17 protein-coding genes and 1 pseudogene are annotated in these 24,309 nt (G+C 67.0%); 3 read left to right on the top strand and 15 right to left on the bottom strand.

The genetic code is table 11. The features are described from left to right. Positions 1 to 8 precede the first annotated feature (8 nt). Complete coding sequence (locus OHS59_RS26560; protein WP_328495895.1) at positions 9 to 200, bottom strand: DUF397 domain-containing protein; 192 nt, start codon at positions 198 to 200, stop codon at positions 9 to 11. After that, on the bottom strand, positions 197 to 1,048 hold the full coding sequence (locus OHS59_RS26555) for a helix-turn-helix domain-containing protein (RefSeq protein ID WP_328495894.1): 852 nt from the start codon (positions 1,046 to 1,048) through the stop codon (positions 197 to 199). Before OHS59_RS26555 ends, OHS59_RS26560 begins: the two co-directional genes overlap by 4 nt. A 147-nt stretch (positions 1,049 to 1,195) precedes the next feature. Between OHS59_RS26555 and OHS59_RS26550 the strand changes: the two genes are divergently transcribed. The 3 genes and pseudogenes from OHS59_RS26550 to OHS59_RS26540 all read left to right on the top strand — a co-directional run. Continuing rightward, the gene (locus OHS59_RS26550; protein WP_328495893.1) at positions 1,196 to 1,675 is read left to right on the top strand and encodes an ATP-binding protein; all 480 of its coding nucleotides are present in this window, start codon (positions 1,196 to 1,198) and stop codon (positions 1,673 to 1,675) included. Between the two features lie 413 nt (positions 1,676 to 2,088). Next, positions 2,089 to 2,859, top strand: coding sequence for a helix-turn-helix domain-containing protein (locus OHS59_RS26545; RefSeq protein ID WP_328495892.1), 771 nt, complete (start codon positions 2,089 to 2,091; stop codon positions 2,857 to 2,859). A gap of 9 nt (positions 2,860 to 2,868) precedes the next feature. After that, positions 2,869 to 3,101, top strand: a pseudogene (locus OHS59_RS26540) (hypothetical protein); the annotation flags it as partial. 21 nt (positions 3,102 to 3,122) lie between these two features. Here the strand turns inward: OHS59_RS26540 and OHS59_RS26535 are convergent. The 13 genes from OHS59_RS26535 to rplA all read right to left on the bottom strand — a co-directional run bounded on the left by OHS59_RS26535 (position 3,123) and on the right by rplA (position 24,293). Next, positions 3,123 to 6,296 (bottom strand): glycosyl hydrolase 115 family protein, encoded by a 3,174-nt coding sequence (locus OHS59_RS26535; protein ID WP_328495891.1) that lies wholly within the window; start codon positions 6,294 to 6,296, stop codon positions 3,123 to 3,125. Positions 6,297 to 6,538: 242 nt separating this feature from the next. Continuing rightward, the gene (gene tuf, locus OHS59_RS26530; protein WP_107020991.1) at positions 6,539 to 7,732 is read right to left on the bottom strand and encodes an elongation factor Tu; all 1,194 of its coding nucleotides are present in this window, start codon (positions 7,730 to 7,732) and stop codon (positions 6,539 to 6,541) included. A 167-nt stretch (positions 7,733 to 7,899) separates the two neighbouring features. Next, positions 7,900 to 10,029, bottom strand: a complete 2,130-nt coding sequence (gene fusA / locus OHS59_RS26525) for an elongation factor G (RefSeq protein WP_328495890.1) — start codon at positions 10,027 to 10,029, stop codon at positions 7,900 to 7,902. A gap of 39 nt (positions 10,030 to 10,068) precedes the next feature. Continuing rightward, positions 10,069 to 10,539, bottom strand: coding sequence for a 30S ribosomal protein S7 (rpsG, locus tag OHS59_RS26520; RefSeq protein WP_081218873.1), 471 nt, complete (start codon positions 10,537 to 10,539; stop codon positions 10,069 to 10,071). Positions 10,540 to 10,541: 2 nt separating this feature from the next. Further along, on the bottom strand, positions 10,542 to 10,913 hold the full coding sequence (gene rpsL, locus OHS59_RS26515) for a 30S ribosomal protein S12 (RefSeq protein ID WP_003948652.1): 372 nt from the start codon (positions 10,911 to 10,913) through the stop codon (positions 10,542 to 10,544). A gap of 291 nt (positions 10,914 to 11,204) precedes the next feature. Continuing rightward, positions 11,205 to 11,747: a DUF1707 and DUF4190 domain-containing protein gene (locus OHS59_RS26510; protein ID WP_328495889.1), complete on the bottom strand. Its 543-nt coding sequence runs from the start codon at positions 11,745 to 11,747 to the stop codon at positions 11,205 to 11,207. A gap of 200 nt (positions 11,748 to 11,947) precedes the next feature. Continuing rightward, positions 11,948 to 15,847 (bottom strand): DNA-directed RNA polymerase subunit beta', encoded by a 3,900-nt coding sequence (locus tag OHS59_RS26505; RefSeq protein WP_328495888.1) that lies wholly within the window; start codon positions 15,845 to 15,847, stop codon positions 11,948 to 11,950. Between the two features lie 101 nt (positions 15,848 to 15,948). Then, the gene (rpoB, locus tag OHS59_RS26500) at positions 15,949 to 19,434 is read right to left on the bottom strand and encodes a DNA-directed RNA polymerase subunit beta (RefSeq protein ID WP_328495887.1); all 3,486 of its coding nucleotides are present in this window, start codon (positions 19,432 to 19,434) and stop codon (positions 15,949 to 15,951) included. A 624-nt stretch (positions 19,435 to 20,058) separates the two neighbouring features. Next, entirely contained in the window at positions 20,059 to 20,439 is a 381-nt protein-coding gene (gene rplL / locus OHS59_RS26495; RefSeq protein WP_328495886.1) for a 50S ribosomal protein L7/L12, read from the bottom strand. Positions 20,440 to 20,549: 110 nt separating this feature from the next. Next, complete coding sequence (gene rplJ / locus OHS59_RS26490) at positions 20,550 to 21,080, bottom strand: 50S ribosomal protein L10 (RefSeq protein ID WP_328495885.1); 531 nt, start codon at positions 21,078 to 21,080, stop codon at positions 20,550 to 20,552. A gap of 324 nt (positions 21,081 to 21,404) precedes the next feature. Further along, positions 21,405 to 22,259 carry a DUF1396 domain-containing protein gene (locus OHS59_RS26485; protein ID WP_328495884.1) on the bottom strand — a complete coding sequence of 285 codons (855 nt, stop codon included), beginning with the start codon at positions 22,257 to 22,259 and terminating at the stop codon, positions 21,405 to 21,407. A 171-nt stretch (positions 22,260 to 22,430) separates the two neighbouring features. After that, positions 22,431 to 23,351 (bottom strand): hypothetical protein, encoded by a 921-nt coding sequence (locus OHS59_RS26480; RefSeq protein ID WP_328495883.1) that lies wholly within the window; start codon positions 23,349 to 23,351, stop codon positions 22,431 to 22,433. Positions 23,352 to 23,567: 216 nt separating this feature from the next. After that, entirely contained in the window at positions 23,568 to 24,293 is a 726-nt protein-coding gene (gene rplA / locus OHS59_RS26475) for a 50S ribosomal protein L1 (RefSeq protein WP_328495882.1), read from the bottom strand. Between the last annotated feature and the right edge of the window lie 16 nt (positions 24,294 to 24,309).

Genomic DNA, 24,309 nt, shown 5'->3' with positions numbered 1-24,309 from the left:
AACGCCTACTACTGGGCTGGTGACAGGGGCGCCACGAACGACGCCCAGGCGGCGGGGCTCAGCGTGAGCCGCGGGCCGGAGGCGTTCTTGGAATCGCGCACGTGGACAGCGGCGGGGGCTTTGGCTATCTCGACGCAGTCGTTGATGTCGCCGCTGTCGCTGTAGCTGCTCTTGAACCAGTGCAGTTCCGTGGCACTCATAGCTCTCCTAGCGTTCGTTCGATGAAGGCCAGTGACTCCCTCGGCGTGAGAGCCTGCGCCCGGATCATGCCGTAGCGCAGTTCCAGGATACGAAGAGCCCGGGGGTCGGAGACCGGGCGTCCGTTGAACGCACCTGGGCAACGTCCCACGGCCGTGCCGTCGGCGAACTTCAACATCTGGATCAGGCCATGCACTCCACCGTGCTCCTCGCACTGGGTGGGCATGACCTGAAGCGTGACGTGCCGCAACTGCCCCACTTCCAGCAGGTGTTCGAGCTGTCGCCGCAGCACCATTTTCCCACCTAGTGGGCGTTCGAGCGTCACCTGTTCCTGGACGAAACTGACCGTCGGCGGGGACTCACCCTCGAAGATCGACTTCCGCGCCATACGAGCGGCAATGCCTCGCTCAACCTCGTCCGGCGAGTACGCAGGCAGCACCATCTCGAACAACGCCCGCGCATACTCCGGCGTCTGCAACAACCCCTGGATGTTGTGGTTGCTGTACTGCAGCAGTTCGACCGCCCGGTCCTCCAACTCCTTCAGCTCCCGCACCTTCTTCGGGTACCGGGCCCTCTCCACGTCCTCCTTGAACGCCTTGAGGTGCCCGCTCGCACGCAGAACCTCGTCAGCCCGGTCCAGGAACTCCGGCCGCGGAATCCGCGCCCCACGCTCGATCTTGCGGATCATGTCCTCGCCGTACCCCAGGGCCTCACCGAGGTCGGCGACCCGCATCCCGGCCGCTTCCCGGCAGATCCTGACCAGCCGCCCGACGGCCTCCACCAAGGGCGCGCTCTCGTCCCCCGGTTCGAGGTCCCAGCCCGCCTCGTCCACACCCTCACCACCACTCATCGCCCACCCACCTCCCACACCCACCCGCACTCGCACCCGCACGACACCCGAGACAGTCGGGACAGAACGGGACCACAGCGCGACAGTCCCGATACGCACAGTCGTAATCCCAGTTCAGAGTAGACACGCTCGGCCACGCTGAGTGACGTGAATCAAGAAACCGTCCGCAGTTTCAGCCTGCCCCTGTCGGCGACACCCCGCGGTGCCCGCCTCGCCCGCCGGTTCACGACCGAGCAACTCCGCACCTGGAGCCTCCCGTTGAACCCCGCCCGCGCGGAGCACATCGTGGCCGAGCTGGCTGCCAACGCCATCACGCACGGCCGCGTGCCCGGCCGCGACTTCCGCCTCACGCTGTACGTGATCGGCGGCACCCTCCGCATCGAGGTGACCGACACCCGCGGCGACCGGCAGATCCGCCGCCCTGAGCAACCCGGCCCCGTCGACGACGAGTCGGGCCGCGGCCTCGTCATCGTCGAGGCGCTCTCCGACCGCTGGGGCGTCACCCCCGGCAGACCCCCACGCAAGACGGTCTGGGCCGAAATCAACTTCGTACCGAACCCGGTGCCGGTACCCGCATTGCAGCCCGCCCCCGGCCCCACCGGCACCCGCATTTCACCGTCCCGGTAGACGAACGCCCGGTACCGCACGGCATCAAATGCCTTTAAGAACTCGGGGAGAGAACCCACCGAACCCAACCCCACCCGGTCCCGCCCCAAGCCCGCCCCAGGCCCTCCCACGGCCCCTCGTCAGCGCCGCGACCCCCGTCGCCCACAAGGGTGACAATCCGCAACTCAGCTGGATATCCGCCTGGTTGTCGGTCATATGCTCGCCCGAACAACCCCAGAACATGCGACGGCCCCCGGCCGGGACTGGACTCCCGATCGAGGGCCTGACCACTTAGGAAGACAAGCCCCTTCCCCATGGATACTCAGCACCCTAGCGCGCCCCCGTGCGCCCAGCCCCGGATTCCGCATCAGCTTGCGCGTAAGAGTCCGCGAGGCATCACACACGTCAAGGTCCGCCACACCGCTCGCTTCACAGTGATCGGCAACCACCTGGCCCAGCACCCGCAACTGTCAGCGCTCGCTATCGGGCTCGGCGTCCACATCCAGTCGCTGCCCACCGGTGCCCGCGTCGACATCAGGACGCTGACGGACCGCTTCCCCGAGGGCGAGACGAGAATCGCGTCGGCCCTGCGGGAACTGGAGGCGCACGGCTACCTCACCCGCACGCGCCACCGCCTGCCGAGCGGCCAGGTCGTCACACAGACGGTGTCGTACAACCAGCCGGGTGCCACCACGGTCACGGCCCAGAAGCCCCGCCCCCGACCGACTCCCCACCCGAAGCCCGCGCCCGCCCCCACCCCCGTACGACCGGACGTCGAAACTCCACCGCCACCAGCCACGCCGTCGGTCGCGCCCTCGGCCACGACCGCCCACCCCGCGGCCACCGCCCTCCTCGCAGGCCTGCACCGCTACGACCCCCGCCTGCTCCTCCCCGAACGCGTCGTCGAGCGCCTCGCCCCGGCCGTCACCGCCTGGCTGGAGCGCGGCGCCGCCCCCGAAGCCGTACGCCGGACCCTGACAGCAGGCCTCCCCGAGGGCACCCTCCGCCACCCGGCCGGCCTCCTCGCCCACCGCCTGGCCGAACTCCTCCCACCGCCGCTCCCCGCGACCGCGACGGCCACGACCGCACCACCCACACACCCACTCCCCCTGCAGAACTGCGACGGCTGCGACCGCGCCTTCCGCTCCCCGGACCCGGGCCACCGCTGCCGCGACTGCCAATCCAATCTGCAGGAGGCCGCCTAGCATGATGTGCCCCACGAGGTGACGGCAGCACTCGTCAGCCGCCGTCCGGAGAAGGTCATGCCGGACGAGCTACTGGTTCACACCGGCACGCCCGACGTGGAGGACGAGCCAGAGGGCATCCTGCGCCACCCCGACGGCCCCCGCTACGCGACCCGCAAGGACTTCCTCTACGGCGAGGACGTCACCATCGCCGAGTGGACCACTCCACCGCCGACCTGCCGCGCTACCCCGCCACGGACTGACGGCCCTGCTGTCTGTCCGGCTCAGGAGACGCGCCGGCTCTCCCGCGGCCCCAGATACGTCGGCTCCAGCCCACCCGTGTCGATCACCAGCCGCTGCACCACCACCGTCGGGTCGACCGCCCAGAACTTCAGCCGGTGCACCCCGGCCGCTCCGATCGTGTGGCGCGTAGACGTGCGATTGACGTTGTCCGATGTGTTGCGGGCCCACTCCATGTTCATCAGCCCGTCGTCGGCCCCGGTCGCCGCGTGGATGTCGACGATCTGCGGGGTGTCCTCGTCGAACGAGATCCCGTACCGCAGCCCACCCGTTCCGCCCAGCCCGCCCGTCGGCAGCGTCGGGTTCCGCGGCGACAGGTACGCCCACACCGTCACCGCCCCCGCTCCCGCCCCCGCAGACGCGGACCCGGACCCTGACTCGGCCCCGGACTCGGACCCGGACCCGGACAGCAGACTCACCTCGTACTCCAGCCGCGGTGACGAACCTCCCGGAGTCCACCCGGGCGCCGTCACCGGCCACGGCGTCACGCCCGCCCCCGTACGCCCGATCCCGTCGATACGCCGCCACGTCCCCACCGAGCGCGTGAAGTGCTCGGCGTCGACGGCGACGTGACCGCCCGCCTCCACGAACCCCCGCAACCCGCGCGACTCCCGTACCGACGGCCGCTCGGCGATCACCGCGACCTCCACCACCGCGCCCGCCCCCTCCACGGTCACCGACGCCTCCGTCCGCCCCCGCGGAGCCTTCGCCCAGTCCACCGTCAGCACGGCACGGACCTGCTTCTCGACCCGTCCCCGCGGCCGGTCCACCACGAGCCACGGCACGGACGGCGTGATCCGGTAGTCGAAGGCCGTACGCCCCCGGTTGAAAACCTCGATGTACTGGTCGGGCCGCGTCTGGTACGGGCTGAACACCGGCAGCACGGCCGCTCCGGAACCACCCCCCGGCCACCACCCCGCCGCCCCGTCCAGCGCCACCCCCAGCTCCGCCCCCGTCGGCACCTCGATCCGCTTCACCGCCGGGAAGATCTCGTCCGGCAGTGCCACGTTGTCCCGCTCGGGCTGCTGCCAGGGCGCGTTCGGGCCGTACCGCTCCACATCCCCGTACCCGATGTGCGGCTGCGTCTGGAAACCTCGCCATTTGCCGCCCGCCACCTGCGAGTTGAAGCGTTCGGCGAGCGCGAGGTCCCGGGCAAGGCCCGCCTCCGCCGCTGCCGCCAGGTCGTTCGTCGCGGCCCGCCCCTGCCGGGCGTACAGCAGGTTGGTGAACTCGGCCTCCCGCAGCCCGTACAGGTTGGCCGTCGCCGCCACCTCGTAACCGACCAGCTCGAACCACGCGTCCTGGTCACGGGCCGGAAGCCGCCGCCCGATCCGCTCGGCATCGGCGTCCAGCCGCCGCCACTCCTGCGTGACCCGCTCCAGTTCCCGGTGCCCGAAGTGGAACGGCGTCTCCTGGTCGTCGTACACGACCCGCCCGTCCACCAGCGTGATCCTGCGGTTCAGCAGCTCGGGCTTGCGGCGCGACTGGAGCCGCCCGTAGGCCGCCAGCACCTCGGCGATCGCCTCCACCTGCCCGTGCGCCCCGCCGAAGTTCTGCCGCGCGTACCGCCGTTCCCACTCCCCCAGCCTCTCCAGCGGCCAACGCCCCGGATTCCACGCGTAGTCGAGGAAGAACTCCGTCGGCAGCTCATTGCCCTTCAGGTCACCGACGTTCGTGACCCACAACTCCCGGTTCCCGTACGCGATCGCCTGGTGGAGCTGGTCCCACAGGTTCGGCAGTGAAGTGGTGTCCACCCACTTGTAGTTGCGCCCGACCCCGACGTAGTCGAAGTGGTAATACAGGCCGTACCCGCCACCCCTCACCCCCTCCGCCGGATCCGGATGCTTGCGGATGTTGCCCCAGTTGTCGTCCGTCAGCACGACAGTGACATCGTCCGGTGCGCGCAGGCCGCGGTCCCAGTAGCGCTGGACCTCCTTGTAGAGCGTCCAGACCTGCGGGGTCTCGGCGGCGGCCCGGCCCGTAACGTCCTCGATGATCGCCCGCTGCGTCGCGATGATCTCCCGCATCAGCTCGATGCCGTCGCCGTCGGGCAGGCTCGTGTCGCCGTTGCCCCGCATGCCGAGCGTGACGACACCCTCGAAGTCCTGGTCCACCATGCGCTCGATACCGTCGCGCCAGTACGCCTTGACGGCCTCCGCGTTGCGCCGGAACGACCACTCGCCCGTGCCGCCGTACGGGTCCCGCCCCGGCGTCACGATGTTCCCCGCGCTGTCGCGCACGGCCGGCACGGCATGCCGGTTCCACTCCTCGATGCCCCGCATCATCGGCGCCTCATGAGACGTGCCCATGACAATCCCGTACGCCTTCGCCCGCGCGTGGTTCTCCGGATCGTCCTCCGCGAACGCCCGACCCCACACCGCCGGCCACAGATAGTTCGCCTTCAGCCGCAGCAGCACCTCGAAGACCTTGGCGAAGAAGTCCGCGTTGAAGCCGCCCGGGTGGCCGGGGGCCTTGCCCGGCCCGAAGTGACCGGGCGCCCAGGTCCCCAGCGCCGGGTTCTCGTCATTGATGAACACGCCCCTGTACTTGACCGCCGGCGCGCCCTGGCTGAAGCGCCCAGGCAGCACGTACACCTCGCTCCGCCGCACCGGACGCACGTCGTCCCACCAGTACCAGGGAGAGACCCCGATCCCGTACGAGACGTCGTACGCCCCGAAGATCGTGCCGCGCTGGTCGCTGCCGGCGATCACGAACGCCCGGTCCACCCCGGGCATCGGCCGTTCGACCACGGTCTGCAGCGAGGTCTCCCACCTGCCCCGGACCCCCCGGACATCGAGCTTCCCGGCCGCGACCAGCCCGTCGATCAGCGGGCTGCGTCCGATCGTCCCCACCAAGACCACCTCGCGCGCGACCGAGTTACCCGGCCGCACCCCGGTGACCCGCTCGATGTCGTCCCGCAGGTCACCGGCCACCCGTACGACTCCGGGGTGGTCGTCTGCGCTGACCACGACCGGGGCCCCCACCAGCCGGAAGGCCCCCGGCTTCGGCGAGAAGGAGATGTACGCCCCCGGGTCCGTAGCGGTGTCGGCGGCGGCCCGCGCCGCACCCTCCGCCCACGCGACCCCGGACAGCCCCGACAGCGCAGGCAGCGCGGCCCCCGCTCCCAGCACGGCTCTACGACTGACCCCTCCGGACATGCGTCACCCCTCGAACGTCCTCGTATCGAATGTCGGTACGACAAACGGTGACGGGAGTGACCCCTGAGGGGAACGGGTCGTAACCACCGAACAGTTTCGTGACGAATCATTTCGACCGGCACAGCACCGGCACAGCAAAAGGGCCCGCACGACCGAAGTCGTACGGGCCCCTTCAGGAGCTCTTCGCGGAGCGATACCGCTATGGAGCTACCAGGCGTTCAAGCCCAACAGGCAGTCGAAGACTACTTGTTGATCTTGGTGACCTGGCCGGCGCCCACGGTCCGGCCACCCTCACGGATGGCGAACTTCAGGCCCTCCTCCATGGCGACGGGCTGGATGAGCTCAACGGTCATCTCAGTGTTGTCGCCCGGCATGACCATCTCGGTGCCCTCGGGAAGGGTCACCACACCAGTCACGTCCGTCGTGCGGAAGTAGAACTGGGGACGGTAGTTGTTGAAGAACGGCGTGTGACGGCCGCCCTCGTCCTTGGACAGGATGTACGCCTGCGCCTCGAACGAGGTGTGGGGCGTGACCGAACCAGGCTTGATGATGACCTGGCCGCGCTCCACGTCCTCGCGCTTGATGCCACGGAGGAGCAGACCGACGTTCTCACCGGCCTGGCCCTCGTCGAGCAGCTTGCGGAACATCTCGATGCCGGTGACCGTGGTGGTGGTCTTCTCGGTCTTGATGCCGACGATGTCGACGGTCTCGTTGACCTTGAGGACACCACGCTCGATACGGCCGGTGACGACCGTACCGCGACCGGTGATCGTGAAGACGTCCTCGATGGGCATGAGGAACGGCTTGTCGACGTCACGCTCGGGCTGCGGGATGGACTCGTCGACGGCCTTCATCAGGTCGAGGACGGACTTGCCCCACTCGGCGTCGCCCTCAAGAGCCTTGAGCGCCGAGACCTTGACGACCGGAAGGTCGTCGCCCGGGAACTCGTACTCGGAGAGGAGCTCGCGCACCTCAAGCTCGACGAGCTCCAGGATCTCCTCGTCGTCCACCATGTCGGCCTTGTTCAGCGCGACAACGATGTACGGAACGCCGACCTGGCGGGCCAGGAGCACGTGCTCCTTGGTCTGCGGCATCGGACCGTCCGTGGCGGCGACAACGAGGATGGCGCCGTCCATCTGCGCCGCACCCGTGATCATGTTCTTGATGTAGTCCGCGTGACCGGGGCAGTCGACGTGGGCGTAGTGACGCGTCTCGGTCTGGTACTCGACGTGCGCGATCGAGATCGTGATACCGCGCTGGCGCTCTTCGGGAGCCTTGTCGATCTGGTCGAAGGCCGAGGCCTCGTTCAGGTCCGGGTACGCGTCGTGCAGCACCTTGGTAATGGCGGCCGTGAGGGTCGTCTTACCGTGGTCGATGTGACCGATGGTGCCGATGTTGACGTGCGGCTTAGTCCGCTCGAACTTTGCCTTCGCCACTGAATCCTCCTGCGGAGTGGTTCTGGTACGCCTTACTCATCGGCGCCAGGGTGATCTTTGCTGGGATGCCGCCCGCCGAGGTCCACCGGGCCGGGACGATCCCTCGTCCCTGCCGGTCGGTGACCTTGGCGGTCGGTGTCAAGCCTAAAGCGTGCAAACGGTGTGTGTTACTCGCCCTTGGCCTTCGCGATGATCTCCTCGGCGACGTTCCGGGGAACCTCGGCGTAGGAGTCGAACTGCATCGAGTAGCTTGCGCGACCCGAGGTCTTGCTGCGGAGGTCTCCGACGTAGCCGAACATCTCCGAGAGGGGCACGAGGCCCTTCACGACACGAGCACCGGCACGCTCCTCCATGGCCTGGATCTGGCCACGGCGGGAGTTGATGTCTCCGATGACCTCACCCATGTAGTCCTCGGGCGTGGTGACCTCGACGGCCATCATCGGCTCAAGGAGTACGGGGCTGGCCCTGCGGGCACCTTCCTTGAATGCCTGCGAACCGGCAATCTTGAAGGCGAGCTCGGAGGAGTCGACCTCGTGGTAGGCACCGTCGAGAAGCGTGATGCGGACACCCGTCATCTCGTACCCGGCGAGGATGCCGAACTGCATGGCCTCCTGCGCACCGGCGTCCACCGACGGGATGTACTCCCGCGGGATACGGCCACCGGTCACCTTGTTCACGAACTCGTACGCCGGGCCGTCGGCCTCGGTGATGGGCTCGATCGCGATCTGCACCTTGGCGAACTGACCGGTACCACCGGTCTGCTTCTTGTGGGTGTAGTCCACGCGCTCGACGGCCTTGCGGATCGTCTCACGGTACGCGACCTGCGGCTTACCGACGTTGGCCTCGACCTTGAACTCACGGCGCATACGGTCGACCAGCACCTCAAGGTGCAGCTCGCCCATACCACCGATGATGGTCTGGCCGGTCTCCTCGTCCGAGTGAACCTGGAAGGAGGGGTCCTCCTCCGCGAGACGCTGGATGGCTACACCCAGCTTCTCCTGGTCACCCTTGGACTTGGGCTCGATGGCGACCTGGATGACCGGGGCCGGGAAGTCCATGGACTCCAGGATGACCGGGCTCTTGTCGTCGGAGAGCGTCTCACCGGTGGTGGTCTGCTTCAGGCCCATCACGGCGACGATGTCGCCGGCGCCCACCGCCTCGATCTCCTCACGCTTGTTCGCGTGCATGCGGTAGATCTTGCCGATGCGCTCCTTCTTGCCCTTGACGGAGTTCAGCACGGCAGTGCCGGACACCAGGCGGCCCGAGTAGACCCGGACGAAGGTGAGCTTGCCCAGGTGCGGGTCGCTCATGATCTTGAACGCGAGGGCGGAGAGCGGCTCGTCCACGGACGGCTTGCGCTTGATGACGACCTCGGGGTCCTTCACGTCGTGGCCTTCGATGGCCTCGACGTCAAGCGGGGTCGGCAGGTAGCGCACGACCGCGTCGAGCAGGGGCTGGACGCCCTTGTTCTTGAACGCGGTGCCACAGAACACCGGGGTGACCGTGGTGTCGCTGGACTTGCCGGACGCGATGGTGATGCGACGGATCGCGGCGTACAGCTGCTCCTCGGAAGGCTCTTCGCCCTCCAGGTACAGCTCCATGATCTCTTCGTCGTTCTCCGCGACGGCCTCGATCAGCTTGCCGCGGTACTCCTCGGCAGCCTCGGCGTGCGTGGCGGGGATGTCGACGACGTCGTACATCTCGCCCTTGGCGGCCTCGACGGGCCACACGAACGCCTTCATGGTGACGAGGTCGACGACGCCCTTGAAGTCGGCCTCGGCGCCGATCGGAAGCTGCATGACCAGGGGCTGCGCACCGAGGCGGTCCGAGATCATGTCGACGCAGCGGTGGAACTCCGCGCCGGTCCGGTCGAGCTTGTTCACGAAGCAGATGCGCGGCACGCCGTAACGGTCGGCCTGACGCCACACCGTCTCGGACTGCGGCTCGACACCCGCGACACCGTCGAACACCGTGACAGCACCGTCGAGGACGCGGAGCGAACGCTCCACCTCGACCGTGAAGTCCACGTGCCCCGGGGTGTCGATGATGTTGATGGTGTAGTCGTTGTCGTCGAGCGGCCAGTGACAGGTGGTGGCAGCAGAGGTGATCGTGATGCCACGCTCCTGCTCCTGCTCCATCCAGTCCATGGTGGCGGCGCCGTCGTGGACTTCACCGATCTTGTAGCTGACGCCGGTGTAGAAGAGGATCCGCTCAGTGGTGGTCGTCTTACCCGCGTCGATATGAGCCATGATCCCGATGTTGCGGACCCTGGCAAGGTCAAGTGAAGTGGTAGCCATAAGGCTTCGGTCTTCTCTCGGTCTCGATGGGGGTAGCGACTACCAGCGGTAGTGCGCGAAGGCCTTGTTGGACTCGGCCATCTTGTGGGTGTCCTCGCGCTTCTTCACAGCGGCACCGAGGCCGTTGGAGGCGTCGAGAAGCTCGTTGAGCAGACGCTCGGTCATGGTCTTCTCGCGACGGGCGCGGGAGTAACCGACGAGCCAGCGCAGGGCGAGCGTGCTGGCGCGACCGGGCTTGACCTCGATCGGGACCTGGTACGTCGCACCGCCGACTCGGCGGGACTTGACCTCAAGGGTCGGCTTGATGTTCTCCAGAGCGCGCTTGAGCGTGATGACCGGGTCGTTGCCGGTCTTCTCGCGCAGGCCCTCCATGGCGCCGTAGACGATGCGCTCGGCGGTGGAGCGCTTGCCGTTCAGCAGCACCTTGTTGATCAGGGAGGTCACCAGAGGGGAACCGTAGACCGGGTCGATGATGACCGGGCGCTTCGGGGCGGGGCCCTTACGAGGCATTTCTACTTCTCCTTCTTGGCGCCGTAGCGGCTGCGGGCCTGCTTGCGGTTCTTGACACCCTGGGTGTCGAGGGAACCGCGGATGATCTTGTAACGAACACCGGGCAGGTCCTTCACACGGCCGCCACGCACGAGCACGATCGAGTGCTCCTGCAGGTTGTGTCCCTCACCCGGAATGTAAGCAGTGACCTCGATCCCGCTGGTCAGACGCACACGCGCGACCTTACGCAGGGCCGAGTTCGGCTTCTTCGGGGTGGTCGTGAACACACGCGTGCAGACGCCACGACGCTGGGGCGAACCCTCAAGCGCGGGCGTCTTGTTCTTCTCGACCTTGTCCTGCCGGCCCTTCCGGACCAGCTGCTGGATCGTAGGCACTACTTCTCCGGTTTCTGTGTGCCGAATGGTAAAACTAACCTGGAACACGACCGACCCACGCGGTCGGGTGTGTCGAACACTGCAGATTCCCACCGCGAGGCGGGAGGGGCGCAGATTGCGGTGGCCGGTGATGACTCCCCTAGTGCGGTTGAAGGCACGCACGGAAGCCAGGGCACACCCCAGGCACAAGGTCTGAGCGTACCTACCTCATAGGCTGCGGTCAAAACAAATGGACCGCACTAGCATCCCTGAGCGGACCATGCCAAGCGCCGGCCCCTTTTATGATCTTCGTCAGGACGTCGCCACCACGACGAACAGCAAGGTCATCACCAATGCCCACCCCACGGTGGACAGCCAGCCGAACACCAGCCCCGTGAGCGCGAGACCCTCGCCACCCTCGCCCGTGTGCCGCATCTCGGAGCGCGCGGTGTGGCCCAGGATCACCGCGGGAATCCCGGTCAGCCCGACGGTCACCAGACACAGCACACCGCAGATCGCCGCTCCGACGGCCTTCTCGTTCGTCTTCGGCGCCACAGCGACCGGCAGGAACGTCCGTGGCACGGGCCCAGAGGCCGCCGGAAGCGGTACGGGGCCCTGCGGGAGGTCGGCCACCAGAAGGGCCAGCTCACCCACCGTACGGGCCGCGTAGGCCCGCGCCACCCGCTTCTCGAACTCGGGCTGCTGCATGCGCCCCTCGCCGAACCCCGCTCTGAGCACATCCACGGCGCGCTCCCGATCGGCGGTCGAGGCGAGCATCGAGTGACCGGGCGGCTCCTGCCAGGGGCGAGGCTGATTGCGCCCCTGCCCCGGCTGCCACGGCGACGGATACGACACGGGAGCACCTCCCCCGGACGGACTGGGTCTCCATCATGCTCCAACACGGCATTACGGGCACAGGTTCCCGCAGCACTCATGTCAGGAATTCCCGACGCGGAGCGCCGACGGAACCGCCGGCGCACCACGGCACGCCGAAGGGCGGCCACCCCGGAAGGTGACCGCCCCTCTGACTCAGGCGCCTTGTTCAGGCGACCCGCCTACTGGTTGTACGGACCGTAGTCGTAGTCCTCCAGCGGAACGGCCTGGCCGGAGCCCGTGCCGAACGGCGAGTAGTCGATGTCGTCGTAGCCGACGGCCGAGTACATCGCGGCCTTGGCCTCCTCGGTCGGCTCGACCCGGATGTTGCGGTAGCGGGACAGACCCGTACCGGCCGGGATGAGCTTACCGATGATGACGTTCTCCTTGAGGCCGATCAGGGAGTCGGACTTGGCGTTGATCGCCGCGTCCGTCAGAACCCTGGTCGTCTCCTGGAAGGACGCCGCCGACAGCCACGACTCGGTGGCGAGCGAGGCCTTGGTGATACCCATCAGCTGCGGACGGCCGGAGGCCGGGTGGCCGCCTTCCTGCACCACACGACGGTTCTCGGTCTCGAACTTCGACCGCTCGACGAGCTCGCCGGGCAGCAGCTCCGCGTCGCCCGACTCGATGATCGTCACACGGCGCAGCATCTGCCGGATGATGATCTCGATGTGCTTGTCGTGGATCGACACGCCCTGCGAGTTGTAGACCCGCTGGACCTCTCCGACCAGGTGGACCTGGACGGCACGCTGACCCAGGATGCGCAGCACGTCGTGCGGGTTGGTGGCACCCACGGTGAGCTTCTGGCCCACCTCGACGTGCTCGCCCTCGCTGACCAGGAGTCGGGCACGCTTCGAGATCGGGAACGCCGTCTCGTCGCTGCCGTCGTCCGGGGTGACGACGAGCTTCTTGGTCTTCTCGGTCTCCTCGATCCGCACGCGGCCGGAGGCCTCGGAGATCGGGGCGACACCCTTCGGCGTACGAGCCTCGAAGAGCTCGACGACACGGGGCAGACCCTGGGTGATGTCGTCACCGGCCACACCACCGGTGTGGAAGGTACGCATCGTCAGCTGCGTGCCGGGCTCACCGATGGACTGGGCGGCGATGATGCCGACCGCCTCACCGATGTCGACCAGCTTGCCGGTGGCCAGCGAACGGCCGTAGCACATGGCGCAGGTACCGACGGCGGACTCGCAGGTCAGGACCGAACGGGTCTTGACCTCCTCGATGCCGTGCTTGACGAGCTCGTCGATGAGGACGTCGCCGAGGTCGGTGTTGGCCGGGGCCAGCACCCGCCCGTCGACGGTGATGTCCTCGGCCAGCGCACGTGCGTACACGCTGGTCTCGACGTTCTCCGCCTTGCGCAGGACGCCGTCGGCGCCGCGCTCGGCGATCTCCAGACGCAGGCCGCGGTCGGTGCCGCAGTCCTCCTCGCGGATGATGACGTCCTGCGAGACGTCCACCAGACGACGGGTGAGGTAACCCGAGTCGGCGGTACGCAGGGCGGTGTCCGCCAGACCCTTACGGGCACCGTGCGTGGAGATGAAGTACTCCAGCACGGACAGGCCCTCACGGAAGGACGCCTTGATGGGACGAGGAATCGTCTCGTTCTTGGCGTTCGACACCAGACCACGCATACCCGCGATCTGACGCATCTGCATCATGTTTCCGCGAGCACCGGAGTTCACCATCATCGAGACCGGGTTGGTCTTCGGGAAGTTCGCGTTCATCGCCTCGGCAACCTCGTTGGTCGCCTTGGTCCAGATCGCGATGAGCTCCTGCGTGCGCTCGTCCTTGGTGATCAGACCGCGCTCGTACTGCTTCTGGACCTTCTCGTCCTGGTCCTCGTAACCCTTGACGATCGCGCGCTTCGCGTCGGGAACGACGATGTCGGAGATGGCCACGGTGACACCGGAACGGGTCGCCCAGAAGAAGCCGGAGGCCTTCAGGTTGTCGAGCGTCGCCGCCACGATGACCTTGGGGTACCGCTCGGCGAGGTCGTTGACGATCTCGGAGAGCTGCTTCTTGCCGACCTCGTAGTCGACGAACGGGTAGTCCTCGGGCAGCAGCTCGTTGAAGAGCGCGCGGCCCAGGGTGGTGTTCAGGCGGAAGGTGTCACCCTGCTGCCACTCCGGCTCGCCCTCCTCACGCGCCGGCGGGGTCCAGCCGCGCGGCGGGATGGTGCCCACCGGGAAGCGGATGTCCACGCGCGACTGCAGCGAGAGCTCGCCGGCGTCGAACGCCATGATCGCCTCGGCCGAGGAGCCGAAGGACCGGCCCTCACCCTTGACGTCCCGCAGTTCACCGTCGGTGGTGAGGAAGAACAGACCGAGGACCATGTCCTGGGTCGGCATCGTCACCGGACGGCCGTCGGCGGGCTTGAGGATGTTGTTCGAGGACAGCATCAGGATGCGGGCCTCGGCCTGCGCCTCCGCGGAGAGCGGCAGGTGCACGGCCATCTGGTCACCGTCGAAGTCCGCGTTGAACGCGGTGCAGACGAGCGGGTGGATCTGGATGGCCTTGCCCTCGACCAGCTGCGGCTCGAAGGCCTGGATGCCGAGGCGGTGCAGGGTGGGAGCACGGTTCAGCAGAACCGGGTGCTCGGCGATGACCTCTTCGAGGACGTCGTACACGACCGTGCGGCCGCGCTCCACCATGCGCTTGGCGCTCTTGATGTTCTGCGCGTGGTTCAGGTCCACCAGGCGCTTCATCACGAACGGCTTGAAGAGCTCCAGCGCCATCGCCTTCGGCAGACCGCACTGGTGCAGCTTGAGCTGCGGACCGACGACGATCACGGAACGCGCGGAGTAGTCCACGCGCTTGCCGAGGAGGTTCTGGCGGAAACGACCCTGCTTGCCCTTGAGCATGTCGCTCAGGGACTTCAGCGGGCGGTTGCCGGGACCGGTGACCGGGCGACCACGACGACCGTTGTCGAAGAGGGCGTCCACGGCCTCCTGGAGCATGCGCTTCTCGTTGTTCACGATGATCTCGGGCGCGCCGAGGTCGAGAAGCCGCTTCAGGCGGTTGTTGCGGTTGATCACACGGCGGTACAGGTCGTTCAGGTCGGAGGTCGCGAAGCGGCCACCGTCCAGCTGCACCATCGGGCGAAGGTCCGGCGGGATGACCGGGACGCAGTCGAGGACCATGCCCTTGGGGCTGTTGGAGGTCTGCAGGAACGCGGACACAACCTTCAGCCGCTTCAGCGCACGGGTCTTCTTCTGGCCCTTGCCGGTACGGATGATCTCGCGAAGGCGCTCGGCCTCTTCGTCGAGGTCGAAGGACTCCAGGCGCTTCTGCAGCGCCGCGGCACCCATCGATCCGTCGAAGTACGTGCCGAAGCGGTCACGCAGCTCGCGGTAGAGCAGCTCGTCACCTTCGAGGTCCTGGACCTTGAGGTTCTTGAAGCGGGTCCACACCTCGTCGAGACGGTCGATCTCGCGCTGCGCACGGTCGCGCAGCTGCTTCATCTCGCGCTCGGCGCCTTCGCGCACCTTGCGGCGCACGTCGGCCTTGGCACCCTCGGCCTCAAGCTCGGCCAGGTCGGTCTCGAGCTTCTTGGCGCGGGCCTCGAGGTCGGAGTCGCGACGGTTCTCGACCTGCTGACGCTCGACGGAGACGTGCGCCTCCAGCGAGGGCAGGTCACGCGTACGACGCTCGTCGTCGACGTACGTGATCATGTACGCGGCGAAGTAGATGACCTTTTCGAGGTCCTTCGGGGCGAGGTCGAGCAGGTAGCCCAGCCGCGACGGAACGCCCTTGAAGTACCAGATGTGGGTGACGGGAGCGGCCAGCTCGATGTGGCCCATCCGCTCACGACGCACCTTGGCGCGAGTTACCTCGACGCCGCAGCGCTCGCAGATGATGCCCTTGAAGCGGACGCGCTTGTACTTACCGCAGTAGCACTCCCAGTCCCGGGTCGGACCGAAGATCTTCTCGCAGAAGAGTCCGTCCTTTTCGGGCTTGAGGGTGCGGTAGTTGATGGTCTCCGGCTTCTTGACCTCACCGTGGGACCACTGACGAATGTCGTCAGCGGTAGCAAGGCCGATCCGCAGCTCGTCGAAGAAGTTGACGTCGAGCACTTGTCGTCAATCCCTCTTTCGGGGTCGATTCTTCACTGGTCTGACTGGGGTCCGGGGTTGGTTAGCCGGGGCTCGTGTTCAGCGAGCCCCGGCCAGACCCGTCAGACCTCTTCGACGCTGCTCGGCTCACGCCGGGACAGGTCGATACCGAGCTCCTCCGCGGCGCGGAAGACGTCCTCGTCCGTGTCGCGCATCTCGATGGACATACCGTCCGAGGACAGCACCTCCACGTTGAGGCAGAGCGACTGCATTTCCTTGATGAGCACCTTGAAGGACTCGGGAATGCCGGGCTCAGGAATGTTCTCGCCCTTGACGATGGCCTCGTAGACCTTCACGCGGCCGGTCACGTCGTCGGACTTGATCGTCAGCAGCTCCTGGAGGGCGTAAGCGGCGCCATAAGCCTCAAGCGCCCACACCTCCATCTCACCGAAGCGCTGGCCACCGAACTGGGCCTTACCACCCAGCGGCTGCTGGGTGATCATCGAGTACGGACCGGTCGAGCGGGCGTGCAGCTTGTCGTCGACCAGGTGGTGGAGCTTGAGGATGTACATGTAGCCGACCGAGACCGGCTCCGGGAACGGCTCGCCGGAGCGGCCGTCGAACATCCGTGCCTTGCCGGACGGGAGGACCATGCGGTCGCCGTCGCGGTTCGGGATGGTGTGCTGGAGCAGACCCGCGAGCTCGTCCTCACGCGCGCCGTCGAAGACGGGGGTCGCGACGTTCGTACCCGGGTCGACCTTGTCGGCCCCGATGCTCTGCAGTCGCTGCGCCCAGTCCTCGCCGAGCCCGGAGACGTCCCAGCCGCGGCTGGCGAGCCAGCCGAGGTGGATCTCCAGGACCTGTCCCGGGTTCATTCGGGACGGGACACCCAGCGGGTTGAGGATGATGTCGACCGGCGTGCCGTCCTCAAGGAAGGGCATGTCCTCGATCGGAAGGATCTTGGAGATGACACCCTTGTTGCCGTGCCGGCCGGCGAGCTTGTCGCCGTCCGTGATCTTGCGCTTCTGCGCCACGTAGACCCGAACCAGCTGGTTCACGCCCGGCGGCAGCTCGTCGCCCTCTTCACGGTCGAAGACGCGGACGCCGATGACCTTGCCGATCTCGCCGTGCGGCACCTTCAGCGAGGTGTCGCGCACCTCGCGCGCCTTCTCACCGAAGATCGCGCGGAGCAGACGCTCCTCCGGGGTCAGCTCGGTCTCACCCTTGGGCGTGACCTTGCCGACCAGGATGTCACCGGCGACGACCTCGGCACCGATGCGGATGATGCCGCGCTCGTCGAGGTCGGCGAGGACCTCCTCGGAGACGTTCGGGATGTCCCGGGTGATCTCCTCGGGGCCGAGCTTGGTGTCACGGGCGTCGACCTCGTGCTCCTCGATGTGGATCGAGGAGAGGACGTCGTCCTGCACGAGGCGCTGCGACAGGATGATCGCGTCCTCGTAGTTGTGACCCTCCCACGGCATGAAGGCGACGAGCAGGTTCTTGCCCAGCGCCATCTCGCCTTCCTGGGTGGCCGGACCGTCGGCGAGGACCTGGTCCTCGACGACCCGGTCGCCCTCGTTGACGACGACCTTCTGGTTGACCGAGGTCCCCTGGTTGGAGCGGGAGAACTTGGCCACCCGGTAGGTGGTGTAGGTGCCGTCGTCGTTGGCCACGGTGACGTAGTCCGCGGAGACCTCCTGGACCACACCCGTCTTCTCGGCCTTGATGACGTCACCGGCGTCGACGGCGCAGCGGTACTCCATGCCCGTACCGACGAGGGGAGCCTCGGCGGTGATCAGCGGCACGGCCTGGCGCATCATGTTCGCGCCCATGAGGGCACGGTTGGCGTCGTCGTGCTCCAGGAACGGGATCATGGCGGTCGCGACCGACACCATCTGGCGCGGCGAGACGTCCATGTAGTCGACGTCGTCACCTGGGACGTAGTCGACCTCTCCGCCACGGCGGCGGACCAGGACCCGGGTCTCGGAGAAGCGCATGTCGTCGTTGAGCAGGGCGTTGGCCTGCGCGATGACGAAGCGGTCCTCCTCGTCGGCGGTCAGGTAGTCGACCTCGTCGGTGACGACACCGGCGGTGACCCGTCGGTACGGCGTCTCGACGAAGCCGAACGCGTTGACCCGGCCGTAGGAGGCGAGCGAGCCGATCAGGCCGATGTTCGGGCCTTCGGGGGTCTCGATCGGGCACATGCGGCCGTAGTGCGAGGGGTGCACGTCACGGACCTCGAAGCCGGCCCGCTCACGGGAGAGACCACCCGGGCCAAGAGCCGACAGGCGGCGCTTGTGGGTGAGACCCGACAGCGGGTTGTTCTGGTCCATGAACTGCGACAGCTGGCTGGTGCCGAAGAACTCCTTGATGGAGGCGACGACCGGCCGGATGTTGATCAGGGTCTGCGGCGTGATCGCCTCGACGTCCTGGGTCGTCATCCGCTCGCGGACGACTCGCTCCATACGCGCCAGACCCGTACGGACCTGGTTCTGGATGAGCTCGCCGACGTTGCGCAGACGACGGTTGCCGAAGTGGTCGATGTCGTCGGTCTCGACGACGATCGAGGCGCCGTTCGGGCCGACGGTCTCGGTCTCACCGGCGTGCAGCTTCACCAGGTACTTGATCGACGAGATGATGTCCTCGACGGTCAGGATCCCGGCGTCCAGCGGGGCTTCGCTGCCCAGCTTCTTGTTGACCTTGTAGCGGCCGACCTTCGCGAGGTCGTAGCGCTTGGGGTTGAAGTAGAGGTTCTCGAGCAGCGTCTGCGCGGCCTCACGGGTCGGGGGCTCGCCCGGACGCAGCTTGCGGTAGATGTCGAGCAGTGCGTCGTCCTGGCCCTGGGTGTGGTCCTTCTCCAGGGTGGCGCGCATGGATTCGTACTCGCCGAACTCCTCAAGGATCTGCTCGGTCGTCCAACCGAGAGCCTTGAGCAGGACGGTGACGGACTGCTTGCGCTTGCGGTCGATGCGGACACCGACCATGTCGCGCTTGTCGATCTCCATCTCCAGCCAGGCACCCCGGGAGGGGATGACCTTCGTGGAGAAGATGTCCTTGTCGGACGTCTTGTCGATGGAGGAGTCGAAGTAGACACCCGGCGAACGGACCAGCTGCGACACCACGACACGCTCGGTGCCGTTGATGACGAAGGTGCCCTTGTTCGTCATGAGCGGGAAATCGCCCATGAAGACGGTCTGGGACTTGATCTCGCCGGTCTCGTTGTTGGTGAACTCGGCGGTGACGAAGAGCGGCGCGGCGAACGTGAAGTCGCGCTCCTTGCACTCGTCGATCGAGTTCTTGGGAGGCTCGAAGCGGTGGTCGCGGAACGTCAGGGACATCGACCCTGAGAAGTCCTCGATCGGGGAGATCTCCTCGAAGATCTCCTCAAGACCGGACTTGGTGGGGACGTCCTGTCCACTGTCCAGAGCCGCCTCGACACGAGCCTTCCACGCGTCGTTGCCGAGCAGCCAGTCAAAACTTTCGGTCTGCAGCGCAAGAAGGTTCGGAACCTCTAGGGGCTCCTTGATCTTTGCAAAGGAGATGCGCAGCGGGGCGGTGCTGGCGCCGTTGTTCGTATTCGCGGTCGAGGCAGTGCGCGAGGCGGCCAAGAGGGGGTCCTTCCGAGGGCTCGGACTCACTACGCGCGTACCGGTCCCAAGCGGGGCACAGCGATGGAATTTTCCCGAACCGGCCGAATACGACCAGGTCAGAGTCAGTTCCATCCACGGTGCTCAAGCGAGGGTATGCCCCTGGTGACGGGCAGGAGGCAGCTAACAGGCAGCGCAAAGGGTCAGTGTAGCCACTAGGCCCACTGATGTCCAGTGCGGGTTTTTGAAGACCCTCGTTGTTCTCAACCCCTGCTGCAAGCCACGCCCTCGATGCACATCGATACTGCCCTCTTCGCCGCCGATCCATGCCTCGGATCCGGATCGTTGTGACGACGCGTCCTGAGAATTGCGCGCTGCGTGCGGTTCGTCAAGGCCCCCCTTGCCCGAACCGGGTGCTGCCACCGTCACTTGCAACCGGTCCTGCGGCCCGTCACGGGCGGCTGGAGGCACGAACGAAGATCACCATACTCGTCGCGACCACCAGCGCAAGGCAGTCGCCGCACGGCCCCCTCGAACGCCGAAGAGCGACCACCCAGATGGGTGATCGCTCTTCGGTGCGTCAGCGTTACACCGCTACGAAAGCGGCTCTACGCGGCTCGCAGGAGTCCTGGCGGACTCGTCGGGTCACTTGACCTCGACGGAGGCGCCGGCGCCCTTGAGGGACTCGGCAGCCTTCTCGGCGGCGGCCTTGTCGACCTTCTCCAGGACGGGCTTCGGAGCGCCGTCGACGAGGTCCTTGGCCTCCTTCAGACCGAGCGAGGTGAGCTCACGCACGACCTTGATGACCTGGATCTTCTTCTCGCCGGCACCCGTGAGGATGACGTCGAACTCGTCCTGCTCGGCCTCGGCCTCGGCCGGGGCGGCGGCGACGGCGGGGCCGGCGGCGACCGCGGCGGCGGCGGTGACGTCGAACTTCTCCTCGAAGGCCTTAACGAACTCGGAGAGCTCGATGAGGGTGAGGTTCTCGAACTGCGCGAGCAGCTCTTCCTGGGACAGCTTCGCCATGATGGCGTCCTTCCACTAATTCGGCAGGTGCCGGGATGTACTGGTGAGGCGGGCGTACGTTCGGCCCGCTACGACCGACGCCTCAGGCGGCGGTCACTGCGCGAGCCGAGTTACTCGGCACCGCCCTGCTCTTCGAGCTTGACGCGAAGCGCTTCCGCGGTGCGGACGAACTTCGAGGGAAGCGCCTGGAAGAGCGACGCAGCCTGGGACTGCTTGCTCTTCATGGCGCCCGCCAGCTTGGCGAGCAGAACCTCGCGGGACTCAAGGTCCGCAAGCTTCTTGATCTCGTCGGCGGACAGCGCCTTACCGTCAAGGACACCGCCCTTGATGACGAGGTTCGGGTTGTCCTTGGCGAAGTCACGAAGACCCTTCGCCGACGTCACCGGGTCACCGGAGATGAAGGCAACCGCTGTCGGACCGTTGAACAGGTCGTCGAGCGTGGAGATCCCGGCCTCGTTGGCCGCGATCTTGGTCAGCGTGTTCTTCACCACGGCGTACTGGGCGTCTTCACCGAGCGAACGGCGCAGCGTCTTGAGCTGCGCCACGGTGAGACCCCGGTACTCGGTCAGCACAGCGGCGTTCGAGCTACGGAACTGGTCCGCGAGCTCGGCTACCGCGGCAGCCTTGTCGGGCCTTGCCATAAGCGTGGCCTCCTTCCGGGTGATGAGGACCGCTCAGAAGGAGACTGGGAAAACGAAACGCCCCGGCGCAGGCGCACGGGGCGTGGCTCTACCAGACTGAAATCCGTACGAAGTACGGGACTGTCCGGGAGCTCATCCACAGTCACCTGCGCGGGTCGTCCGCAATTCAGCGGATCCTTCGGTCACCGCGTCCTCTGACGAGAGCACGGAGACGACCAGCGGTCTTTGGCTTCTGTGGAAGATTACGTGAATGGGGCACTGTCAAGCAAATCCGTGCCCCGGGGCCTCACCTCGGCCGGTCACCGCACCGGCCGACCAGGGCTGTCAGCTCTCCAGGTCGCCCATCATCTCGGCCAGGTCCATGACGTCCTTGGCCGCCGGGGCCTCGACCGTCACGGGCTTGTTGTAGTCGAGGAAGGTGATGGTCATGTCGAGCTTGCCCTTGTCGGCGTCGCCCTGCATGCGGAACTGCTTGGTGTGGTCCTCGCCGTCGACCCACATGTCCATCGTGAGGGTGTCCAGGCCCATCTTCTCGTACTGCTCAAGGCTCTTCTCCCGCTGTTCACGGGTGGTCTTGCTCTCGTCCTTGAGGGACTTGCGGAACTGGTCGAGGGTGACCGTGCCCTTGTAGTGGGTGGTCTCGACGCCGTCGACCTTCTCCTCGCCGACCTTCTTCACGTTCTTGGAGCCGGTCAGGAAGGTGGACTCCTGCGCCGGGTTCTTGTCGGCCGTGCCGGCGCCCGGGGCACCGCCGCCCAGCGCGTCGTCACCCAGCGTGGACATGTCGAACTTGATCCAGCTCTTGCCGTCCATCTCCTTGGCCGCCGCGGCGCCCCCGCCGATGTACATCGCCTTGTCGACCAGGCGGATCTCGGCGTTGCCGTCCTTGCCCTGGTCGAGGGCGGTCATCTTCATGCTCATGGCGACGTCGGGCTTCATGCGCATCTGGGCCTCGGCCTTGATGCGGCCCTCCTCCGGAGTCCTGCCGGTCATCCGGTAGCTGATGGAGGTGATGTCCTCCGTGTTCTTCGCCGCCTTGGCCACGGCCGCGGCGGGCGTCATCTCGGGGGACTCCTCGTCCCCCTTGGAACAGCCGACGGCACCCCCGCCGAGGACGACCGCGGCGACGACCGCGCCGGTCGCCCTGTGACGTGCGGACCTGCTCACAGAAAGCTTCATGGTTCCCCCCAAGGAACAAATGATCGACTCACAGACAAGCCGCGAGCGTATCCCAGCGGGGTTGGGCCAGTCCTCCGAGTTGTCAGTGATCTGTGTGACGCCTGTGACCACTCGGAGGAGCGGCTGAGGGGGAAGCGGCCGGGGCGGGCCGGTGGGAGCGGCCGGAGGGCTTCAGCTCGTCGGCCGGCTCTGCACGAGGTCCTTGAAGTCGGCGGTGTCGTCCGCCGCGGGCTCCTCGGCGGACACCTGCACGCCGTAGTCGCTGTAGTACGCCGTCGAGGACATCGAGCCGGTCGCCAGCTCGCCCTTCTCGGCCTTCTTGACCAGCAGGTTCTCGTCGTTCACCCAGATGTCGATGGTCTCGGTGGTCACCCCGGCCTGCTGCAACTGGCTCTTGAGATCGGCCAGTTGGTCCGCGGAGAGGGCCGAGTTCTTGCCGGCGAGATCCGCGACGTCGACCGTGCCCGAGTAGTGCGTGGTGTTCTCGCCGCGCACCTTCTCCTCGCCGACCTTCTCGACGTCCCCGGAGGCCAGCAGCAGCTTCACCGACTGGTTCGGCGTGGTGTTCTGCATCTGGTCCTTCATGTACGCGCCCGATCCGCCGGCCAGCTTCGCCAGGTCGTCGTAGTCGTACTTGATCCAATGCTTGCCGCCGGACTGCTCGGCGAACTTGTCGCCCATCTTCGCGTAGTAGGCGTCCGGCAGATAGCGGGCCTCCATGGAGGTGGTGCCCAGCTGGCGCATCTGGTCGGCCATCGTGCCGCCGGTGTACGTGATCGTCAGGTTGCCGGTGAGTCCGTCGGCCCAGCCGAGGGCACCGTCCGCCTTCATCGACATCATCGTGCCCATGGTCGTGGTGGACTCGACCTTGGCGGAGTCCGCGCCGTCGGTGCTCTTCTCCACGGAACGCAGGGCGGCGATCGGGTTCGCCCGGGTCCTGGCCTCGCCGGAGCCCTCGCGGTCCCCCGCCGAACCCTTGACGTCCCCTCTGCCGCCCTCGTCGGAGTCCGAGCCGCTACAGGCCGCGACTCCGGTCAGAGCGGCGGCCACCGCTATCGAGACGGTCACTCGGCGCACGATCGAGCTCATCATTCGTCCCCCTATGCGATTCCTGTGCCCCGCACGCTAGCGCAGGCCACCGACACCGGGCCCGGAAACGGGCACCGGATCCGACATCCCGGACGCCCGGACAGCACCAGGCAGGCACCGGGCGGGCGCCGGACACAAAGACGGGCCCCGCACCTCGAAAGGTTGCGGGGCCCGTCCTGAAATCGCGTCTGCGACGCGGCTACCGGGTGAGCGTCAGGCTCAGACGGCGGCCGGGTCCTCCTCGACGAGGAGGTTGCGGGTGCGGTTCGAGTCCAGCGTGATGCCGGGGCCGATCGTGGTGCTGATCGTGGCCTTCTTGATGTAGCGACCCTTGGCGGCCGACGGCTTCAGACGAAGGATCTCGTCGAGCGCGGCGCCGTAGTTCTCCACCAGCTGGGTGTCGTCGAACGACACCTTGCCGATGATGAAGTGCAGGTTCGAGTGCTTGTCGACGCGGAACTCGATCTTACCGCCCTTGATCTCGGTCACGGCCTTGGCCACGTCCGGGGTCACGGTGCCCGTCTTCGGGTTCGGCATCAGACCACGCGGGCCGAGGACACGGCCCAGGCGGCCGACCTTGCCCATGAGGTCGGGAGTGGCGACGACGGCGTCGAAGTCCAGACGCCCCTTCGCCACCTCGTCGATGAGTTCGTCGGAACCGACGATGTCGGCGCCGGCGGCGGTCGCGGCCTCGGCACGGTCACCGGTCGCGAAGACCAGGACCCGGGCGGTCTTGCCGGTGCCATGCGGGAGGTTCACGGTGCCGCGGACCATCTGGTCGGCCTTGCGCGGGTCGACACCCAGGCGGAAGGCGACCTCGACGGTGCCGTCGAACTTGGAGGTGGAGGTCTCCTTGGCGAGGCGGACGGCTTCGAGCGGGGCGTACTGCTTCTCCCGGTCGATCTTGGCGTCCGCAGCGCGGAGAGACTTGCTGCGCTTGCTCACTACTGCTCCTGTGTGT

Origin of the sequence: Streptomyces sp. NBC_00414 (genome assembly GCF_036038375.1) — a bacterium.
In the GTDB taxonomy this organism is placed as follows: domain Bacteria; phylum Actinomycetota; class Actinomycetes; order Streptomycetales; family Streptomycetaceae; genus Streptomyces.
The sequence above is the reverse complement of the archived record's forward strand: the minus strand, read 5'-3'. Positions and strand labels throughout refer to the sequence as shown.